Below are 17,210 nucleotides of genomic sequence, written 5' to 3'. Positions count from 1 at the left end.
GCGCCCCCGCGCTGCAGGCGCGCGCGGGCCTATCGCGAGCCAGGATGGCACCGGCTCCGCATCAGATCAGCTCCACCTCCGCCACGCCGTCGAGCGCCTTGAAGGCGGCGCGCGCCACCGGGTCCACGCCATGTTCACCGGGCAGGCGCAGCTCGGCACGCCGTCCGTCGGCCAGCGGCACGATGAGATGCACACTCCCGCGCGGGCCGGGCCGCGCCAGCGAATGCTCCAGCCGCGCGGGCAGACCCGCCAGCGCCGCCGGGCCGTCCAGATGGATGCGCAGACCCCGCCCGTCCGCCTCGACAGCGGCCGTATTGATGGCTTCGGCGGTCTCCATGATCAGGCGCAGCCCGTCCTCATTGTCCTCGATCTTCATGGCCGAGATCACCGCACAGCCCGGCTCGATCAGGTCGCGCACCGAGAACAGGATTTTGGGCGGCACCAGCACGTCGAACTCGCCCGATGGGTCAGACAGGGTCAGGAAGGCGAATTTCTCGCCCGAGCGGCGCGACACTTTCTCCTGACGGCGGCGCACGATGGCGGCCATGCGGGCCGCCTTCACGCCTTCGGCGGCGCGCGCAGGCAGATCGGCAAACAGCACCACGCCGCGCCGCGCCAGCCCGTCACGCAGATCGTCCAGCGGATGGCCAGACAGATAGAAGCCGACAGCGGACAATTCCTCATCCAGCCGGCGCACCGGGTCCCAGTGTTCACCCGCCGGCAGGCGCGGCCGCTCCAGCCCCTGCGCTGGACCCGAAGCCGGGCCGCCGAACAGCGAGGCCTGATCGCTTTCGCGGTCGGCATGAGCGGTCTGGGCGTAGGCCAGCAGGGTTTCAGCGCCCGCCAGCGCCTGGGCCCGGTCGGGCTCCAGACTGTCAAACGCGCCGGCGCGGGCCAGATTCTCAAAGGCGCGCTTGTTCACCAGCCGCGGATCAACCCGCCCGGCAAAATCAAACAGATCGCGGAACGGCCCGCCCTCGGCGCGTACGGCGCATACATGTTCCATGGCCGCGAACCCGACATTTCGCACAGCGCCGAGGCCATAGCGCACCGCCTCACCCTCCACCGAGAAATCAGCTTCGGAACGGTTGACGTCAGGCGGGCGCACCTCGATCCCCATGCGCCGGGTCTCCTGGAAGAAGACGGCCAGCTTGTCGGTATTGGTGCGGTCAAGGCTCATCAGGGCCGCCATGAAGGCGACCGGGTGATTGGCTTTGAGCCAGCCGGTGCGGTACGCGATCACGGCATAGGCGGCGGCATGGGATTTGTTGAAGCCGTAGCCGGCGAATTCATTGACCAGATCGAAGATCGTGGCCGCGCGCACCGGCGGCACGCCGCGCTCTTTCGCGCCTTCCAGGAAGCGGATGCGCTGCTGGTCCATCTCCTCTTTTTTCTTCTTGCCCATGGCCCGGCGCAACAGATCGGCCTCGCCCAGCGAATAGCCCGACAGGATCTGGGCGATCTGCATCACCTGTTCCTGATAGACGATGATGCCGTAGGTCTCCTTCAGCACCGGTTCGAGATCGGGGTGCAGATAGTCAAGCTCGGCGCGCCCGAATTTGCGGTCCACGAAGCTGTCGATATTCTTCATCGGGCCGGGACGGTAGAGCGAGATCAGCGCGATAATGTCCTCGATCGTGTCGGGCTTCACCTTGCGCAGCGTGTCGCGCATGCCGGAGCTTTCCAGCTGGAACACCCCGATGGACGCGCCGGCCGCCAGCAGTTCAAACGTCGCCGGATCGTCAAAGCTCAAGGCTTCCAGATCCGGCCGTGGCGCGCCGGCGGCCTCGATATAATCGAGCGCGCGCTGGATGACGGTGAGGGTTTTCAGCCCCAGAAAGTCGAACTTCACCAGGCCCGCCGGCTCGACCCATTTCATGTTGAACTGGGTGGCGGGCAGATCGGCGCGCGGATCGAGATAGAGCGGCACCAGCTCGGTGAGCGGCCGGTCCCCGATCACCACCCCGGCGGCGTGGGTGGAGGCGTTCCGGTTCAGCCCTTCAAGCTGCAGCGCCACTTCAATCAGGCGGGCCACCATGGGGTCTTCATCGCGCAGGGCCTGGAGCTTGGGCTCGGTGTCCATGGCCTGGGCCAGCGTGACCGGTGCCGCCGGATTGGCCGGCACCAGCTTGGCGATGCGGTCCACCAGGCCGAAGGGCAATTGCAGCACCCGCCCCACATCGCGCACCACGGCGCGCGCCTGCAGCGTGCCGAAGGTGATGATCTGCGCCACCCGGTCGGCACCATAGCGCTTTTGCACATAGCGGATCACCTCGCCCCGGCGGTCCTGGCAGAAATCGATATCGAAGTCGGGCATCGACACGCGTTCGGGATTGAGGAAACGCTCGAACAGCAAGCCGAACCGCAAGGGATCGAGATCGGTGATGGTCAGCGCCCAGGCCACCAGCGATCCCGCGCCCGAACCCCGCCCTGGCCCTACAGGAATGCCTTCGGCCTTGGCCCACTGGATGAAGTCCGACACGATCAGGAAATAGCCGGGAAAACCCATGGCCGCGATGACGTCGAGCTCGAAGGCCAGCCGCGCATCATAGGTGTCGCGCGGCGCAGCGGGCGCATTGCGCGCCAGGCGCGCCTCAAGTCCGGCACGGGCGCGCGCGCCCAGCTCCTCAGCCTCGTCGCGCCCGCCCTCGGTGGGAAAGCGCGGCAGGATCGGTGACGCGGTGCGCACGCGCACGGCGCAGCGCCTGGCGATCTCCAGCGTTGCATCCAGCGCTTCGGGCAGATCGGCAAACCGCGCGGCCATGTCATCGCCGGACTTGAAATAATGCTCGGCCGTGACCGTGCGCCGGTCGGTCTGGCTGACATAGGCACCGCCGGCGATGCACAGGAGCGCGTCATGGGCGCTGTGCTGCTCGGGCCGGGCAAAGAACGGCTCATTGGTGGCGACCAGCGGCAGATCGCGCCCATAGGCGCGCTCGACCAGATAATCCTCCGCCGTCAGATCATCGGGCCGGCCATGGCGCTGAAGCTCCAGATAGAGCCGGTCGCCGAACGCCTGCACGAGCTGGTCCAGCAGCGCGTCCGCCGGTCCCGTGCGCCCGGCGCAGACCAGACGGTTGATCAGCCCGTCATGCCCGCCGGTCAGGCAGATCAGCCCGCCAGAGCGCGCCAGCACCGCGTCCAGGCGCACATGGGGCGGGTCAGCCGGCTGGATGTCGAGAAACGCTGACGAGGACAGCGCCATCAGATTGGCGTAGCCCGCCTCGCTCTGGGCCAGAAGGACCAGCGTCCCGTCCGGGCCGCCCCGGTCCCCCGGCCGCGGCTCGGCCAGCTGGACCGACAGCGTGCACCCGATGATCGGCTGGATTCCGGCATCAGACAGGTATTCGGAATATTCCAGCGCGCCGAACAGATTATTGGTGTCGGTCAGGGCCGCGGCGGGCATGGCGTGGGTGCGGCATAATTCGGCGATCTCGCCGATGCGCAGCGCCCCTTCCAGCAGCGAATAGGGCGAGCGCACACGCAGGTGGACAAAGGGGCGCTGGCTCATGGATCCGTCTCCGCGCGGCGGGATTCGCAACACCGCCAACTCTAGACGAGGCCAGGCGCTGCGGTCAGCCCGGCGCGCTCAGCCCTCACCCCGCCATGGCGGCCGAGACGGCCAGTGCGAGGGTGACGAAGCCGGCGATGACGGCGGCCGAGGCGATGTCTTCAAGGGCGTGGCGCATGGCAGGCATCCTTCTGGTGACGCGCCGCATTCCGCGGCTATTCCTGTTTTGTTCCAACGCATATTTTCGCTTTTTGTTCTCCCCGTCAAGCGCGAATCGTGTCAGCGCCAAAATGAATTGCAAATCTGTGGAAAATCGGGGGCTTGGGACGCGTCCGCGCCTTGACCGGGCCGGTGCCGGAGGTGCCGTGATGCGCCCGTAAGGCTCAGGCCTCGGCCACCCACGGCCTGAGCCGGCCGGTCTCCACCGTCACCACCCGGTCCATGCGCGCGGCCAGCGCCAGGTTGTGGGTCGCGATCAGCGCCGCGGCACCCGCATCGCGGCAGGCCGTGGCCAGCGCGTCGAACACCTGGTCGGAATGGGCGGGGTCGAGATTGCCGGTGGGTTCATCGGCCAGCACGATGCGCGGGGCGTTGACAAGGGCGCGCGCGATCGCCACGCGCTGCTGCTCGCCGCCCGACAGCTGGCCCGGCCGGTGGGTCAGCCGCCCGCCAAGGCCCAGCGAGTCCAGGCGCACGCGCGCCGCCTCATGGGCCTCGCGCACGCCGCGCCCGGCAATACGCAGCGGCAGGGCGACATTCTCCAACGCGTTGAGCTCGGGCAGGAGGTGATGGAACTGGTACACAAAACCGATCTCGCGCCGCCGCAGCGCCGTGCGCGCGCGTTCGGGCAAGGCCAGCCCGTCCTGCCCGGCGATGATGACCTGGCCCGACGTGGGCGTCTCCAGCAGGGCTGCAGCATGCAGAAGCGAGGACTTGCCCGAGCCGGACGGCCCGACCAGCCCGACCAGCTCGCCGGGATAGAGGTCGAGATCGGCACCGGTGAGCACCTCCAGGCGCTCGGCCCCGGTCTCGTAAACGCGCGTCAGGGCGCGGATGGACAATACCGGCTTACTCATTGCGCAGCGCCTCCACCGGATCGATGCGCCCGGCGCGCCAGCTGGGGAAGAGCGTGGCCAGCAGCGCCATGGCGAAGCCCCACACCGACACGAACACCACTTCGGTCCAGTCCACCCGCGCAGGCAGGCGGTAGAGCTTGTAGACGGTGGGATCGAAGATGTTCACGCCCGTCATCAGCGCGATGCCGTCCTGGATCGGGCCGATGAACGCCACGAAAACGAGGCCCAGAACGATGCCGCACAACGTCCCGAACGAGCCGATCGTGGCACCTGCGATCAGGAAAATGCGCATCACCGCGCCGCGCGTGGCCCCCATGGTGCGCAGAATGGCGATGTCGCGCGTCTTGTTCTTCACCAGCATGACCACGCCGGAGATGATGTTCAGCGCCGCAATGGCCACGATGATGGACAGGATGAGCCGCATGGCGATGCGCTCCACCTGCAGCGCGTTCCAGAAGGCGGCGTTCTCGGCGCGCCAGTCAAAGACCAGCGTGCCCGGCGGCGCGATGGCGCTGATGCGCGCAATGGCGGCTTCGGGCGCGTCGGGATTGGTCAGCCGCACATCGATATAGTCGCCTGCGGCCGTCCGGTTGAAGAACAGGGCCGCCTGCTCGATCGGCATGTAGACGAGGATGGAATCCAGGTCCTGCACGCCCACCGTGATGACGCCGCCCACCAGATAGGTCTTGGATCGCGGTGCCACACCCAGCGCCGTCTGGGCGCCGCGCGGGGTCACCAGCGTCACATCATCACCCGCCGACACGCCCAGGCGCGCGGCCATGGCCGATCCGATGACAATGATGTCGCCGCCATTGCGGCCCTCGCCAAACCCCTGCGCCGAGCCGGACACCAGCCCGCCGCCCGCCTCCGCCACGCCGCCTGCGCCGGTGACAATGTCGAAATTGGCGAAATCCGCAGCGCGTACGCCATTGACCTGCGCAAACGCCGCCTGCCCGCGCGCCGACGTCACCAGCGCCTGGCCCAGCGTCACCGGTCCCGCCTGGCGCACGCCGGGCAGCTGCGCGATGGCGTCGGCCAGATCACTGGTCTGGCCGTTCATGTCAGAGGCCAGCTGGACATAGACATGGGGCTGCACGCCCAGAAGCCGGGTCAGCAGCTCGTGGCGGAAGCCGTTCATGATCGACATCACCGCGATCAGCGCCGTGACCGCCAGCATGATCCCGACAAAGGAAATGGTCGCCACCAGCGTCACGCCGGCCTGCTGGCGCCGGGCGCGCAGATACCGGAAGGCGAGCATGAATTCGAAACCGCTGAACGGCCCGGCCCCGGCTGCACCCGGACCGCCAGTGCCCGGCCCGCCTGGCACCCGCTCTGTGTCCGGCGCAGCGCTCATGCGGTGCTGGCCTCCACGATCCGCGCGACGGCATCCGCCAGGCTCAGCTCCACGCGCTCGCCGGTGGCGCGGCGTTTCAGCTCCACCTTGCCCTCTTTCACCCCGCGCGGGCCGATCACCAGCTGCCAGGGCAGGCCGATCAGGTCCATGGAGGCGAATTTCGCGCCCGGCCGCTCGGCCGTGTCATCCAGGAGCGGTTCCAGCCCGGCCAGCGACAGCGCGTCATAGGCCTGCGTACACGCGGCGTCCGTGTCGGGATCGCCGGCTTTCAGATTGATGATCCCGGCCCCGAACGGCGCCACGGCGTCGGGCCAGATGATCCCCGCCTCGTCGTGATGGGCCTCGATGATCGCGCCGATCAGGCGCGACACGCCCACCCCGTAGGAGCCCATGTGCACCGGGCGTTCCTGACCATCGGGATGGGTGACGAAGGCTTTCATCGGCTCCGAATACTTGGTCCCGAAATAGAAGATATGCCCGACCTCGATCCCGCGCGCCGACAGGCGCCGCTCTTGCGGCGTCTCGGACTCGAACCGGGCCGCATCGTGCATGTCCTCGGTGGCGGCGTAGAGCGCGGTGCGCTGGTCCACCAGGCCTTGCAGATCGCCGTCAAAATCGACAGCCGGACCCGGCGCGCCCATCTCCACCAGCGCGCTGTCGCAGAACACTTCGCTCTCGCCGGTCTCGGCCAGAATGATGAATTCATGGCTGAGATCGCCGCCAATGGGCCCGGTGTCCGCGCGCATCGGAACGGCTTTCAGCCCCATGCGCGCGAACGTGTTGAGATAGGCCACGAACATGCGGTTATAGGCCGCGCGCGCCGACGCCTCGTCCAGATCGAACGAATAGGCATCCTTCATCAGGAACTCGCGCCCGCGCATGACGCCGAAGCGGGGCCGGATCTCGTCGCGGAACTTCCACTGGATGTGGTAGAGGTTTTTCGGCAAGTCCTTGTACGAACGGCAGAATGTGCGGAATATGGCGGTCACCATTTCCTCATTCGTGGGTCCGTACAGCAGGTCGCGCTTGTGGCGGTCGACGATGCGCAGCATCTCCTTGCCATAGGCCTCATAGCGCCCGCTCTCGCGCCACAGATCAGCCGGCTGCAGGGTCGGCATCAAAATCTCGATGGCACCGGCGCGGTTCTGCTCCTCGCGCACGATCTGCTCGATTTTCGTCAGCACGCGCAGGCCCAGCGCCAGCCAGGAATAGATCCCCGCCGCCTCCTGACGGATCATGCCCGAACGCAGCATCAGCCGGTGCGAGACGATCTGTGCGTCGGCAGGTGTTTCTTTCAGGACGGGAAGCAGAAATCGGCTGAGGCGCATGGCGGCGGCGTGTCCGTATGGGGGGCGTGATCAGCCTCGACCCTTAGCCCGCCCGGCCTGCAAGAACAAGGCATGCGCAGCGTGCGTCAGCGCTCCTCGTGCTGCTCCTGCGCCATGCGGTCCACCGCCGCCTTGAGGCGCCGGAAGAAGATGACGTTCAGCACACCCACCGCGCCCGTCACGACCAGGGTGATCCCGATCGCGGTCAGCCAGCCCGACTCGCCCAGACGCCCGCTGGCCATCAGCGCGCCGAGAATCGCCAGAAGCCCGAAGGCGGGGATGAGAAAGCGGACGAGGGTCATGAGGTTTGGCGCTCGTCCAGTTCGCGCCGGCGGCGCAGCTCGGTTTTCAACCGATAGAGGCGCCAAGCATAGCCCGACACCACCGCTACAGTGCCGCTGAGCAGCACTGCAAGCACGATCCATTCAACCAGATTGTCCACTAGCCACTCCAGCCTCAGCCCGTTTGCGCTCGACCATCGCGTTGAGCCTGATGACAGCGTGCGCTCCGCCATGAAGCGCGACGCCAAGGGCAATATAGCCCAAGGCAACTCAATCGTCAGGCTGGCCGAACATCGCGAAACCGAAACACCCCAGCGACAGGGCGTGGAAGGCGTCGCGGATGAGCTGGGCTTGGGGCGCCATCAGGGCATGCGGCGCTGCGTGCGTGACCGGCGTGCGCGCTCGCGGCTGTGCTCAAAGCGCGAGCGCCAGGCCTGCGGGGAGCCCAGCAGAAGCCGGCGCGTCACCCACGCAAGGCCGAGCAGCCACATCCCGGCAAACCCCATCACGAACCGCAGGCCGAACTCATCCCAGTCGTCCGGCAGCCAGACGGCACCGGCGATCAGCAGCAGGCCGAAGACTGCGGTCAGAACCATGGGAATGAGGATGCGCCAGATCATATGCGCACTCTAGCCCAATACCCGCCTCGCGAGAAGCCAGCGCACGCCCAGACGGGCGCTCAGGCCCTCACCACCACTTGTCCGCTTTGGCGGTGAACCCCGCGGCCCGTTCCAGCGCGCCGGCGACGGCGAACATGGTTTCCTCGTCCAGCGCCGGGGCGATCACCTGCAGGCCCAGCGGCAGGCCGTCCTTGTCGAGGCCCGCGGGCACGCTCATGGCCGGGATGCCGGCAATGTTGGCGGTGACGGTGAAAATGTCGTTGAGATACATCTCGATGGGGTCGGCCTTCGCCTTGGACCCGATCTCGAACGCGGCGCTGGGCGTGGCGGGGGTGAGGATGGCGTCCACTTTCCCGAACGCGGCCGTGAAGTCCTCATAGATGCGCCGGCGCACTTTCAGGGCCTTGAGATAATATGCGTCATAATAGCCCGCCGAGAGCACATAGGTGCCAATGAGGATGCGGCGCTGCACTTCCTTGCCGAAGCCGGCCGCGCGCGTCTTCTCGTATGTCTCGGTGAGGTCTGCGCCCTCCACCCGAGCACCAAACCGCATGCCGTCATAGCGCGCGAGATTCGACGAGGCTTCCGCCGGCGCGATGATGTAATAGGCCGGCAGGGCGTATTGCGTCATGGGCAGGGAGATATCGACGATCTCCGCGCCCTGTTCTTCCAGCCACTTCGCGCCCTCGCGCCACAGCGTCTCGATCTCGCCGGGCATGCCGTCGACGCGGTATTCCTTGGGGATGCCGATGCGCAGGCCCTTGACCGGACGGCCGGTGGCAGCGGCAAAGTCGGGCACCGGGCCGGCCAGCGAGGTGGAATCCTTCGGGTCGTGGCTCGACATGATTTGTGTCAGCAGGGCCGCATCCCTCACCGTCTTGGCGAAGGGACCGGGGTGGTCCAGCGAGCTGGCGAACGCCACCACGCCCCAGCGCGAGCAGCGTCCATAGGTCGGCTTCACCCCCACCAGACCGGCAAACGCGGCCGGCTGGCGGATTGAGCCGCCGGTATCGGTGCCCGTGGCACCATAGCTGATCCCGGCGGCCAGCGCCGCGGCCGACCCGCCCGAGGACCCGCCCGGCGTCAGCTTCGCGTCAGAGCCCTTCGCCCGCCACGGATTGACCACCGGCCCGGTGGCCGCAGTCTCGTTGGACGAACCCATGGCAAACTCGTCCATGGCGGTCTTGGCAAAATATACCGCGCCCGCGTCCCAGAGGTTCTGCGTGACGGTGGATTCGTACTCCGGCCTGAAGCCCTTCAGGATATTGGACGAGGCCGTGGTCTCCACGCCCCGCACCGCGAACAGATCCTTGATCGCCACCGGCACGCCTTCCAGCGCCCCGCCCTCACCCTTGGCCAAGCGCGCATCGCTCGCGCGCGCCATCTCCAGCGCCCGGTCACCGTCGATGGAGGTGAAGCAGTTGAGCGGGCCTTGCGCGGCCTCGGCCGCCGCCACCGTCGCCTGCGCCAGCTCCACGGCGGAGAAGGATTTGGCGCGCAGGCCTTCAACGGCCTCGTGCAGGGTCAGCGCGGAAAATTCGGTCATGCGCGCTTACTCCACGCTCTTGGGCACAACGAAAAAGCCTTCTTCGGCTTTTGGCGCGTTTTTCAGGATTGCATCGCGCACGCCGCCATCGGTCACCGCGTCATCGCGCAAGGGCAGCGGCGTCTGGACCGCCGTGGTCATGGGCTCCACACCACTGACATCGACCTCATCGAGCAGCTCCACCCATTTGAGAATGCCGTTGAGCTCGCCGGTCAGGGCGTCGATGCGGTCAGCAGGTTCGGCGATGCGCGCCAGCTTGGCGATGCGGCGCACGTCGTCAGGGGTCACCGGCATGGGCGGGTCTCCGGAAAAAACAAAGGCGGCGAAAGTGAAACGCTCGATCCGTCGAGTAGCAATGCGCGTGCGGACGCGCAAGGCGAACGGGCGGCGGGTTGGGAGGCAAGACCGGAATTGAGCCAACCCGGCCCCTCAAGGCCAGCCCGAAACATCGAACCGGACGCTTTGATCCCGCAGGCACCGGCCTGCATCACGTGCGTGCCCGGTTTCACCAACGGCGCAGACCCCTCTATCCCCCGGATAGGGCCCAGCGCCCCGGCGCGCCTGTCCCCGCCCCCACCACGGCGCCAGACGGGTTTGCGCGGGCGCGCGGTCGCTTTAGGTTGTCGTCCCAACCAGACCTCGACATGACACCATTTGGGGGGGCGCATGGGCCGTACGACCATTACGTTGAACCGCGACGGGCCGCTGGCGGTCATCACGCTGAACCGGCCAGAGGCGATGAACGCCTTCACGCTGATGATGGGCGAGGAGCTGCGCGCCGCGTTTGACGAAACCGATGCGGATCCAGCCGTGCGCGCGGTCATCGTCACCGGCTCGGGCAAGGCGTTCTGCGCCGGAGCCGATTTGTCGACCGGGGCCGAAACCTTCAATGCCGTGTCCCAGGCCAATGCCAGCGGGACACTGGACGACCGCGATCCGCAATGGCGTGATTCCGGCGGCATGCTGAACCTGCGCATCTTTGACAGCCAGAAGCCGGTGGTGGCCGCCATCAACGGCGCGTCAGTGGGCATCGGCGCCACCATGATCCTGCCCATGGATGCGCGCATCGGCCTGAAGGGCGCGAAATTCGCCTACCCGTTCACAAAGCGCGGCATCGCCTGGGACGGCTGCGCCAGCTGGTTCCTGCCGCGCATTGTGGGGGTGGAGACGGCGCTGGACTGGGGCCTGTCGGGCCGGACATTCCTGGCCGAAGAAGCCCTTGAAGCAGGCCTTGTCAGCGCGCTGGCCGATACGCCGGACGGCGTCATGGAACTGGCGCGCGAACGCGCCCTGCGCTTTGTGAACGGCGCGGCGCCGGTGTCGGTGGCGATGAACCGGCGGCTGCTGTGGCGCATGCTGGGCGCGTCCCATCCCATGGAGGCGCACCGGCTGGAAAGCCGCGCCATCCTGCACCGGGGCATGAGCCCGGACGCCATGGAAGGCGTGATGAGCTTTCTGGAAAAGCGCGCTGCCGCCTTCCCCGGCGAGATCCCGGAAGGCTACCCGCCCGGCTGGCCCTGGGACGCCGATCCGGATTACTGACGGCGCGCAGCGAGCCAGCGTCAAATCGCTTGCCTGCGGGCACGCCTCCTATACAACCTCGCCGTCCATCTCAAAGCGTCTGGCCGGAGTCCGCCATTCATTGCGCCTGACATCACCTGATCCCAAGCGCCCGTCTCTGACGACGGTGGAGCTGATCGCCATGGTGGGCGGTCTGATGGCGCTCAACGCCCTGTCCATCGACATCATCCTGCCCGCCATGGGCGAGGTGGGTGCCGCGCTGGGCGCGCCGGGCAATGAGCGCCAGCTGATCATCACTGCCTACATGCTCGGCTTTGGCGCGGCGCAGCTGGTGTTCGGACCGCTGGCCGATTCGCTGGGGCGACGGCGCGTGCTCTTGGGTGCCCTGGTTGCGTATCTCGCCGCGACCGCCCTGTGCATCGGCGCGCCGGACATGGCGCTGATGGTCGGGGCGCGCTTCCTGCAAGGCGTGGCGGCGGCCGCGACGCGTGTGGTGGCGGTCGCGGTGGTGCGCGATCTGGTGGCCGGCCGGCGCATGGCCGAGATCATGTCGTTTGCCATGACCGTGTTCATGATCGCGCCCATTCTGGCACCCGGCCTGGGCCAGCTCATCCTGTTCGTGGCGCCGTGGCAGGCGATCTTCGCCGCCCTGTTCGTGCTGGGCGGCGGACTGATGGTGTGGATGGCGCTGCGTCTGCCCGAAACCTTGCGGGCCGAGAACCGCATCACGCTGAGCTGGGCGTCGGCGGCGCGCAATTATGGCCTGGCGGCCCGCCACCGCGTCACGCTGGGCTATATGCTGGCCGCAGCCCTGATTTTCGGAGCCCTGTTCGCCTTCATCGCCACATCCGAACAGGTCATGGCCGAGCTGTATGGCCTGGGTGCCTGGTTCCCGGTGGCGTTCGGGGCAGTGGCGCTGGGGCTGGCGGGCGCGAACATCATCAATGCGCGTATCGTGCGCCGGCTGGGCATGCGGCGCATCTCCCACACCGCGCTGGCGACGTTCATCGTCATCAATTTGGTCCATCTCCTGATCGCCCTGGCCGGCCAGCCTCCGTTCTGGCTCTACTACACGCTGTTGGGCGGCGGGCTGATGCTGTTTGCCATGATGGGCGCGAATTTCTCGGCCCTGGTCATGGAACCCGCCGGCGAACGCGCCGGCACGGTCGCCGCTCTTTATGGCGCCGTCACCTCCATCTCCGGCGCTGTGCTGGGCACGGTCATCGGCCGGTTGTATGACGGGACCATTGTCCCGCTTCTGCTGGGATTTGTGGTGATGGGCACGGGCGCGCTGGCGCTTGTGGCCTGGACCGAACGCGGCAGGATGTTCGGCACCGGTGATGAGCTGGGCGATGGATAAGGCGGGCACCGCCGCCCTCACCCCGCGTCTTCGTCCAGTTCCAGCGTGTCTTCGGTCACGGCGCCATCGAGACGCCAGCCCGCCCCCTCGCCCTGTGCCAGTGTCTCGCTGAGCCAGGGCAGCAGCGCCAGCAGATCACCCTCCAGCGTATGGGGCGGGTTGACCACTACCACGCCCGCGCCCGCCAGCTTGCCCTCGCTTTCCAGATCGCGCACCCACAGATCGGCGCGCAGGATTTTGTCCGGGTCGAAGTCCTGCTCAAACAAGAGCCATTGGGCAAGGCCGGAATCAAACCGCTCGCTGGCCCACAAATCCTTGAGCGGACGCCAGAAAATATAGGCCCCGGTGGGCCAGCGCTCCAGCGCGCCGCGCGCCGCGCGCGCCATCGCCACCATCTCGTCGCGCTGTTCAAATGGCGGGTCGATCATGACCAGGCCCCGCCGTTCGCGTGGCGGCAGGAGGGCAGAGAGCGCCTTGTAGCCGTCGCGGCGCTCGGCCTTCACCCGCCCGTCACGCACATAGCGCTGATCCAGCGTGCGGCAGTCAGCCTCATGCAGTTCACACAGATGCATGCGGTCATGGGGGCGCAGCACGCTCGCGGCGATGTCCGGAGAGCCGGGATAGGCGGTGAGCGCGCCGTCCGGGTTGGCCGCACTGACGGCGGCAAGCCAGGGCGCCAAAGCGGCCTCCACAGGCGCAGGGCGCTGCGCCGCCAGAACGCGCGCCACGCCACCCTGCCATTCGGGACTGCGCTGCGCGGCGTCACTGGTCAGGTCATAGCGCCCGATCCCGGCATGGGTATCAATGTAGCGCAGCGCCTTGTCCTTGCGGGTCAAATGCGTCAGGCACAGGGCCAGAACGGCATGCTTGAGCACATCCGCGAAATTGCCGGCATGAAAGGCGTGGCGATAATTCATGCCGGGCGGTTTAGCGTTTCCGTGCGGCCTTGTGGAGCCTCTTGCGCGGCGCGCAAGCTGACCTCGAACACGGCACCTGCGCTGCCGGTCTCGGCCAGCATCACCTCTCCGCCCATGGCGCGGGCCAGCTCGCGCGCGATGGACAGGCCGAGACCCGACCCGCCCTTGGTGCCGGTGCGCCCGAAGGGCTCAAACAGGGTTTCGCGCACATGGCCCGGCACGCCGGGACCGGAATCGCGCACGGCGATCACCACCTGGCCCCCACCCTCGCGCGCCAGCGACGCGCTGAGCGCGCCGTGCGGGCCCATGGCCTGGATGGCGTTGCGAAAGAGGTTCAGGAATATGCGGTGGGCGTGATCAGCATCGGCCATCACTGTGACCGCATCAGCCACCTGATTGTCCCATTCGGCCCCGCCCGACACCGCCATGGCATCGCTTGAAGCCTCGTCGAGGGCCTGTTTCAGATTGACCGGGCCAAGCACCGGCGCACGCTCTTGCGACCGGCCGAATTTCAGCGTGTCTTCACAGAGCCTTACCCCGCGATCGACGGCGCGCACCAGGCGCGCACCCATATTGGCCACGCGCTCGTCCGCGCTCATGGCCAGGCGGTCGGAGATCAGCTGGGCGCTGGCCAGTACGTTCCTCAAGTCATGATTGATGCGCGCCACCGCCCCGCCCAGCGCTGCGAGACGATCGCGCTGGCGGAAGGCCGCACGCACCTCATCCTGCATCGCGGCCAGCGCGGTCTCGGCCTCGCCGATCTCGTCGCGCCGCCCGGACGGCGTAAAGCCCAGGGCGGGATTGCCTGGGTCCTGCTGGAAGGCGGTGATTGCCAGCGCCAGACGGCGCATGGGGCGCACAAACATGAACATCAGCACCAGATAGAGCAGCGCCCCGGTCACACCGGCGATGAACAGTGACAATCCGGCGATGCGCACGGAGAACGCCAGCAAATCATCGCGCAGCCCGGCCTCGGGCACGATGACACTGATCTGTTCCTCCGGCCTTGTACGCGGCGCGGCGACGATCCTGAGATACCGGCCGTCGGGCGCGAACACCGTGCCCCATAGCGCCAGGTGGCGCTGGATCAGGGTCTCGCTGGTCAGATTGGCATCGACGATCGCGCTGTTACCAACATCGCCGCCCAGCACCAGCTCGTTGAACCCGCCATAGACGCGCGCCACGGCAATGGCGTCGGCCCCGGCCAGCAGTTCGCGCACCTGGTCTTCGTTGAGTCCGCCCGCATCGGCGGTTTCGGCGGCCAGCGCGGCCAGGTGGGCGGATTCCGCGCGCGAGGTCAGCCACTCCGTGCGGAAATTGGACGCAGAGGGAAAGAAGATCATGACCTCGGCGACCAGCACGAACAGGACTGAGAAGATCAGCAGCTTGCCGGGGAGGGACCGGGCGGCACCCACGACACGCGATCCGCCCGCCTGAACCCAGGCGGCCGGGCTGGTCCCGCGGCGCTGGCCGTTACTGCCCAATCTCGTCCCCCGCACCTCGCCTCAGTGAAAGGCGGTCAGAAGTCTCGCCAGCATCCGCGCCAGCGGACCGAACACCGTCGGTTCATAATACTTGCTTGCGGCGCGTTTGAAGACCTCTCCACGCGTCGGATACGGTGCCACGGCGCTGGTCAGGTCGCGCACCGTGCCGCCGCGCGCCATCACGGCGCCCGCAATCTGGATCAGATCATCGGCCCGCGCGCCCGCCGCATGGGCGCCCAGAAGCTTGGCACCCTTGCCGATGATCAGCTTGACCCCGCCGCGTGTATCACCCTCGGCGATCGCGCGGTCATTCTCAGAAAACGGCCAGCGCGACACCGTCACGGCGTCGCCATGGGCGGCGCGCGCTTCGCTCTCCGTCAGGCCAACGCCCGCCAACGGGGGATCGGTGTAGACCGCCTGCGGGATGGGCTGGGAGGACTGAGCCGTCGGCAGGCCGAAATAGAGATTGCGGATGATGACCGACCCATGCCATCCGGCCAGGTGCGTGAGCCCGCCCTTGCCCGCAATATCGCCTGCCGCCAGTACCCGCTTGTTCGATGTGCGCAGGCGGTCATCCACGACCAGTCCGCGTTCATCGGTGTCGATGCCCGCCGCTTCCAGATTGAGGCCGTCCAGCACCGGTTCGCGGCCTGCGGCCACCAGGAGATGGCTGCCACTGACACTGTGTCCGTCCGCCAGCGTGAGCGTAATCGCGCCCGGCCCGCCCGACGCGCGCACGGCGGCCTGACCGATCAGCAGGCTGACCCCGTCTTCCTTCAGCGCTTCCAGAGCCAGCGCCGCGTGCTCGGGCTCGAACCGCGACAGCGGTGCGCCCGCTTCGATCACGGTGACTTTCGAGCCCAGCCGGACAAAGGCCTGGCCCAGCTCGGTTCCGATGGGGCCGGCACCCAGAATGATCAGATGGTCGGGCAGCGTTTCCAGCGACCAGATGGTTTCATTGGTCAGGCAGGGCACGTCTTTGAGGCCCTCGATATCGGGCATGCGCGCCCGCGTGCCGCTTGCGATCACGATGCGCTTGGCGGTGACCGACACGGTCTCGGATTCCAGCGTCCGCGGCCCGGCGAACCGGGCGCGCTCGCGCACCACTGTCACGCCCAGGCCTTCAAACCGCGCCTGGCTGTCATTGGGCTCGATCGTCTGGATTGCCTCGGCAATGGTCTGGCGCACGCGGGCAAAATCCACGCTTTTGAGTTCGGCCTCGATGCCCCAGCGGTCAGCTTCACGCACACCGTGCGCCTTGTGGGCGGCGGTGAGGATGGCCTTGGACGGCACGCAGCCAAAATTGAGGCAGTCCCCGCCCATCTCGCCAGCTTCGAACAATACCACCTTGCGCCCCAGGGACGCGGCACCTGCAGCCGTGACCAGGCCGGCCGCGCCCGCACCGATGATGGCAATATCAGCTTTCATGGCTTTGCGGCTCATGACACGTCCCCGTTGGCTGCGGGCGGCTTCTGGCCAGTCAGGCGTTTGTAGATGAAGGGCATGAAGCCAACGACCGCAAACACGGCCATGGCCGCGATCAGCTCGGGCGTCACCAGGTCCAGCAGGCTGGGCACCCCGCCCGCGACCTGCCCAAGGGTCGAGCCCAGCGTGGCATAGACATAACCCAGGGGAATCACCCCGATCAGCGTGCCCAGCACATAGGCGCGCAGCGGCACGTTCAGCAGCGCGGTCGCCAGATTGACCCCGAAAAAGGGCAGCACCGGTATCAGGCGCAGGATCAGCACATAGGTGAAGGCGTCGCGCGAGAACCCCTTCTGCAGCCGGGCCACATAGGAGGGAAAGCGCTCGCGCACCCAGTCTGCGAAGGCATAGCGCGCCGCCAGGAAGATAATCGTCGCGCCGATGGTGGAGCCCACCACCGCCACCGCCGTCCCGGCATAGGGCCCCAACAGAAAACCTGCCCCGATGGTGAACCAAACCGCGCCGGGCACCGAAATCGACACCGCCAGCGCGTAGAAGATTCCGTAAATCAGAATGGCAATCAGGAAGTTGTCGCTGACCCAGACATCCAGCTCACGCAGCAGCGACTGGGCGGCTTCCGGGCTCAGATAGCGCCCGCCCCCCGCCAGCAGGAACGCCGCCAGGCCCGCCAGAAGCACCGCCAACGGGATCAGGCGGCGCCACAGCGGCGTACGCCTTGGCTGGACGGGGTCAGCAGGTTCGATGTCGGCCATGGCGGTGCGGTTTC

The 17,210-nt window shown here is 67.4% G+C and carries 15 protein-coding genes; 2 read left to right on the top strand and 13 right to left on the bottom strand.

Translation table 11 applies throughout. The features are described from left to right. Positions 1–61: 61 nt before the first annotated feature. The 9 genes from dnaE to gatC form a co-directional block, all read right to left on the bottom strand. Entirely contained in the window at positions 62–3,511 is a 3,450-nt protein-coding gene (gene dnaE, locus L2D00_02855) for a DNA polymerase III subunit alpha (protein ID WBQ13637.1), read from the bottom strand. 383 nt (positions 3,512–3,894) lie between these two features. Further along, entirely contained in the window at positions 3,895–4,587 is a 693-nt protein-coding gene (locus L2D00_02850) for an ABC transporter ATP-binding protein (GenBank protein WBQ13636.1), read from the bottom strand. Next, entirely contained in the window at positions 4,580–5,941 is a 1,362-nt protein-coding gene (locus L2D00_02845) for a lipoprotein-releasing ABC transporter permease subunit (protein WBQ13635.1), read from the bottom strand. The genes L2D00_02850 and L2D00_02845 overlap by 8 nt, the downstream gene beginning before the upstream one ends. Further along, entirely contained in the window at positions 5,938–7,269 is a 1,332-nt protein-coding gene (locus L2D00_02840) for a proline--tRNA ligase (protein ID WBQ13634.1), read from the bottom strand. The genes L2D00_02845 and L2D00_02840 overlap by 4 nt, the downstream gene beginning before the upstream one ends. A gap of 86 nt (positions 7,270–7,355) precedes the next feature. Beyond that, positions 7,356–7,571, bottom strand: a complete 216-nt coding sequence (locus tag L2D00_02835) for a hypothetical protein (GenBank protein WBQ13633.1) — start codon at positions 7,569–7,571, stop codon at positions 7,356–7,358. Further along, positions 7,568–7,711, bottom strand: coding sequence for a hypothetical protein (locus tag L2D00_02830; GenBank protein WBQ13632.1), 144 nt, complete (start codon positions 7,709–7,711; stop codon positions 7,568–7,570). Before L2D00_02830 ends, L2D00_02835 begins: the two co-directional genes overlap by 4 nt. A gap of 201 nt (positions 7,712–7,912) precedes the next feature. Beyond that, positions 7,913–8,170 (bottom strand): hypothetical protein, encoded by a 258-nt coding sequence (locus L2D00_02825; protein ID WBQ13631.1) that lies wholly within the window; start codon positions 8,168–8,170, stop codon positions 7,913–7,915. 67 nt (positions 8,171–8,237) lie between these two features. Next, positions 8,238–9,716: an Asp-tRNA(Asn)/Glu-tRNA(Gln) amidotransferase subunit GatA gene (gene gatA, locus L2D00_02820; protein WBQ13630.1), complete on the bottom strand. Its 1,479-nt coding sequence runs from the start codon at positions 9,714–9,716 to the stop codon at positions 8,238–8,240. Between the two features lie 6 nt (positions 9,717–9,722). Continuing rightward, the gene (gene gatC / locus L2D00_02815) at positions 9,723–10,010 is read right to left on the bottom strand and encodes an Asp-tRNA(Asn)/Glu-tRNA(Gln) amidotransferase subunit GatC (GenBank protein ID WBQ13629.1); all 288 of its coding nucleotides are present in this window, start codon (positions 10,008–10,010) and stop codon (positions 9,723–9,725) included. A gap of 372 nt (positions 10,011–10,382) precedes the next feature. On the opposite strand from gatC, the gene L2D00_02810 reads away from it, so the two are divergent. Both L2D00_02810 and L2D00_02805 read left to right on the top strand, forming a co-directional pair. Next, positions 10,383–11,258 (top strand): enoyl-CoA hydratase-related protein, encoded by an 876-nt coding sequence (locus L2D00_02810; GenBank protein WBQ13628.1) that lies wholly within the window; start codon positions 10,383–10,385, stop codon positions 11,256–11,258. Between the two features lie 100 nt (positions 11,259–11,358). Next, entirely contained in the window at positions 11,359–12,597 is a 1,239-nt protein-coding gene (locus L2D00_02805) for a multidrug effflux MFS transporter (GenBank protein WBQ13627.1), read from the top strand. Between the two features lie 17 nt (positions 12,598–12,614). Here the strand turns inward: L2D00_02805 and rlmJ are convergent, their stop codons facing one another. Genes rlmJ through L2D00_02785 form a run of 4 tightly spaced genes read right to left on the bottom strand, consistent with a single transcriptional unit; the run spans position 12,615 to position 17,196 of the window. Then, the gene (rlmJ, locus tag L2D00_02800) at positions 12,615–13,514 is read right to left on the bottom strand and encodes a 23S rRNA (adenine(2030)-N(6))-methyltransferase RlmJ (GenBank protein ID WBQ13626.1); all 900 of its coding nucleotides are present in this window, start codon (positions 13,512–13,514) and stop codon (positions 12,615–12,617) included. Beyond that, positions 13,511–14,998, bottom strand: a complete 1,488-nt coding sequence (locus L2D00_02795) for a HAMP domain-containing histidine kinase (protein WBQ13625.1) — start codon at positions 14,996–14,998, stop codon at positions 13,511–13,513. The genes rlmJ and L2D00_02795 overlap by 4 nt, the downstream gene beginning before the upstream one ends. A 21-nt stretch (positions 14,999–15,019) precedes the next feature. Continuing rightward, the gene (locus L2D00_02790) at positions 15,020–16,441 is read right to left on the bottom strand and encodes an FAD-dependent oxidoreductase (protein WBQ13624.1); all 1,422 of its coding nucleotides are present in this window, start codon (positions 16,439–16,441) and stop codon (positions 15,020–15,022) included. Then, positions 16,438–17,196 (bottom strand): VTT domain-containing protein, encoded by a 759-nt coding sequence (locus L2D00_02785; GenBank protein WBQ13623.1) that lies wholly within the window; start codon positions 17,194–17,196, stop codon positions 16,438–16,440. Before L2D00_02785 ends, L2D00_02790 begins: the two co-directional genes overlap by 4 nt. Between the last annotated feature and the right edge of the window lie 14 nt (positions 17,197–17,210).

It is taken from the genome of Hyphomonadaceae bacterium BL14 (assembly GCA_027627705.1).
GTDB lineage: Bacteria > Pseudomonadota > Alphaproteobacteria > Caulobacterales > Maricaulaceae > Oceanicaulis.
Note: the sequence above shows the minus strand (reverse complement) of the source record. Positions and strands in the feature narration are given on the sequence as shown.

Excerpts from the sequence above, each read along its gene's own strand:
- L2D00_02845 (WBQ13635.1), bottom strand. The coding sequence starts at position 5,941 with ATGAGCGCTGCGCCGGACACAGAGCGGGTGCCAGGCGGGCCGGGCACT.
- gatA (WBQ13630.1), bottom strand. The coding sequence starts at position 9,716 with ATGACCGAATTTTCCGCGCTGACCCTGCACGAGGCCGTTGAAGGCCTG.
- dnaE (WBQ13637.1), bottom strand. The coding sequence starts at position 3,511 with ATGAGCCAGCGCCCCTTTGTCCACCTGCGTGTGCGCTCGCCCTATTCG.
- L2D00_02835 (WBQ13633.1), bottom strand. The coding sequence starts at position 7,571 with ATGACCCTCGTCCGCTTTCTCATCCCCGCCTTCGGGCTTCTGGCGATT.
- L2D00_02810 (WBQ13628.1), top strand. The coding sequence starts at position 10,383 with ATGGGCCGTACGACCATTACGTTGAACCGCGACGGGCCGCTGGCGGTC.
- L2D00_02825 (WBQ13631.1), bottom strand. The coding sequence starts at position 8,170 with ATGATCTGGCGCATCCTCATTCCCATGGTTCTGACCGCAGTCTTCGGC.
- L2D00_02850 (WBQ13636.1), bottom strand. The coding sequence starts at position 4,587 with ATGAGTAAGCCGGTATTGTCCATCCGCGCCCTGACGCGCGTTTACGAG.
- rlmJ (WBQ13626.1), bottom strand. The coding sequence starts at position 13,514 with ATGAATTATCGCCACGCCTTTCATGCCGGCAATTTCGCGGATGTGCTC.
- L2D00_02840 (WBQ13634.1), bottom strand. The coding sequence starts at position 7,269 with ATGCGCCTCAGCCGATTTCTGCTTCCCGTCCTGAAAGAAACACCTGCC.
- L2D00_02790 (WBQ13624.1), bottom strand. The coding sequence starts at position 16,441 with ATGAGCCGCAAAGCCATGAAAGCTGATATTGCCATCATCGGTGCGGGC.
- L2D00_02785 (WBQ13623.1), bottom strand. The coding sequence starts at position 17,196 with ATGGCCGACATCGAACCTGCTGACCCCGTCCAGCCAAGGCGTACGCCG.
- gatC (WBQ13629.1), bottom strand. The coding sequence starts at position 10,010 with ATGCCGGTGACCCCTGACGACGTGCGCCGCATCGCCAAGCTGGCGCGC.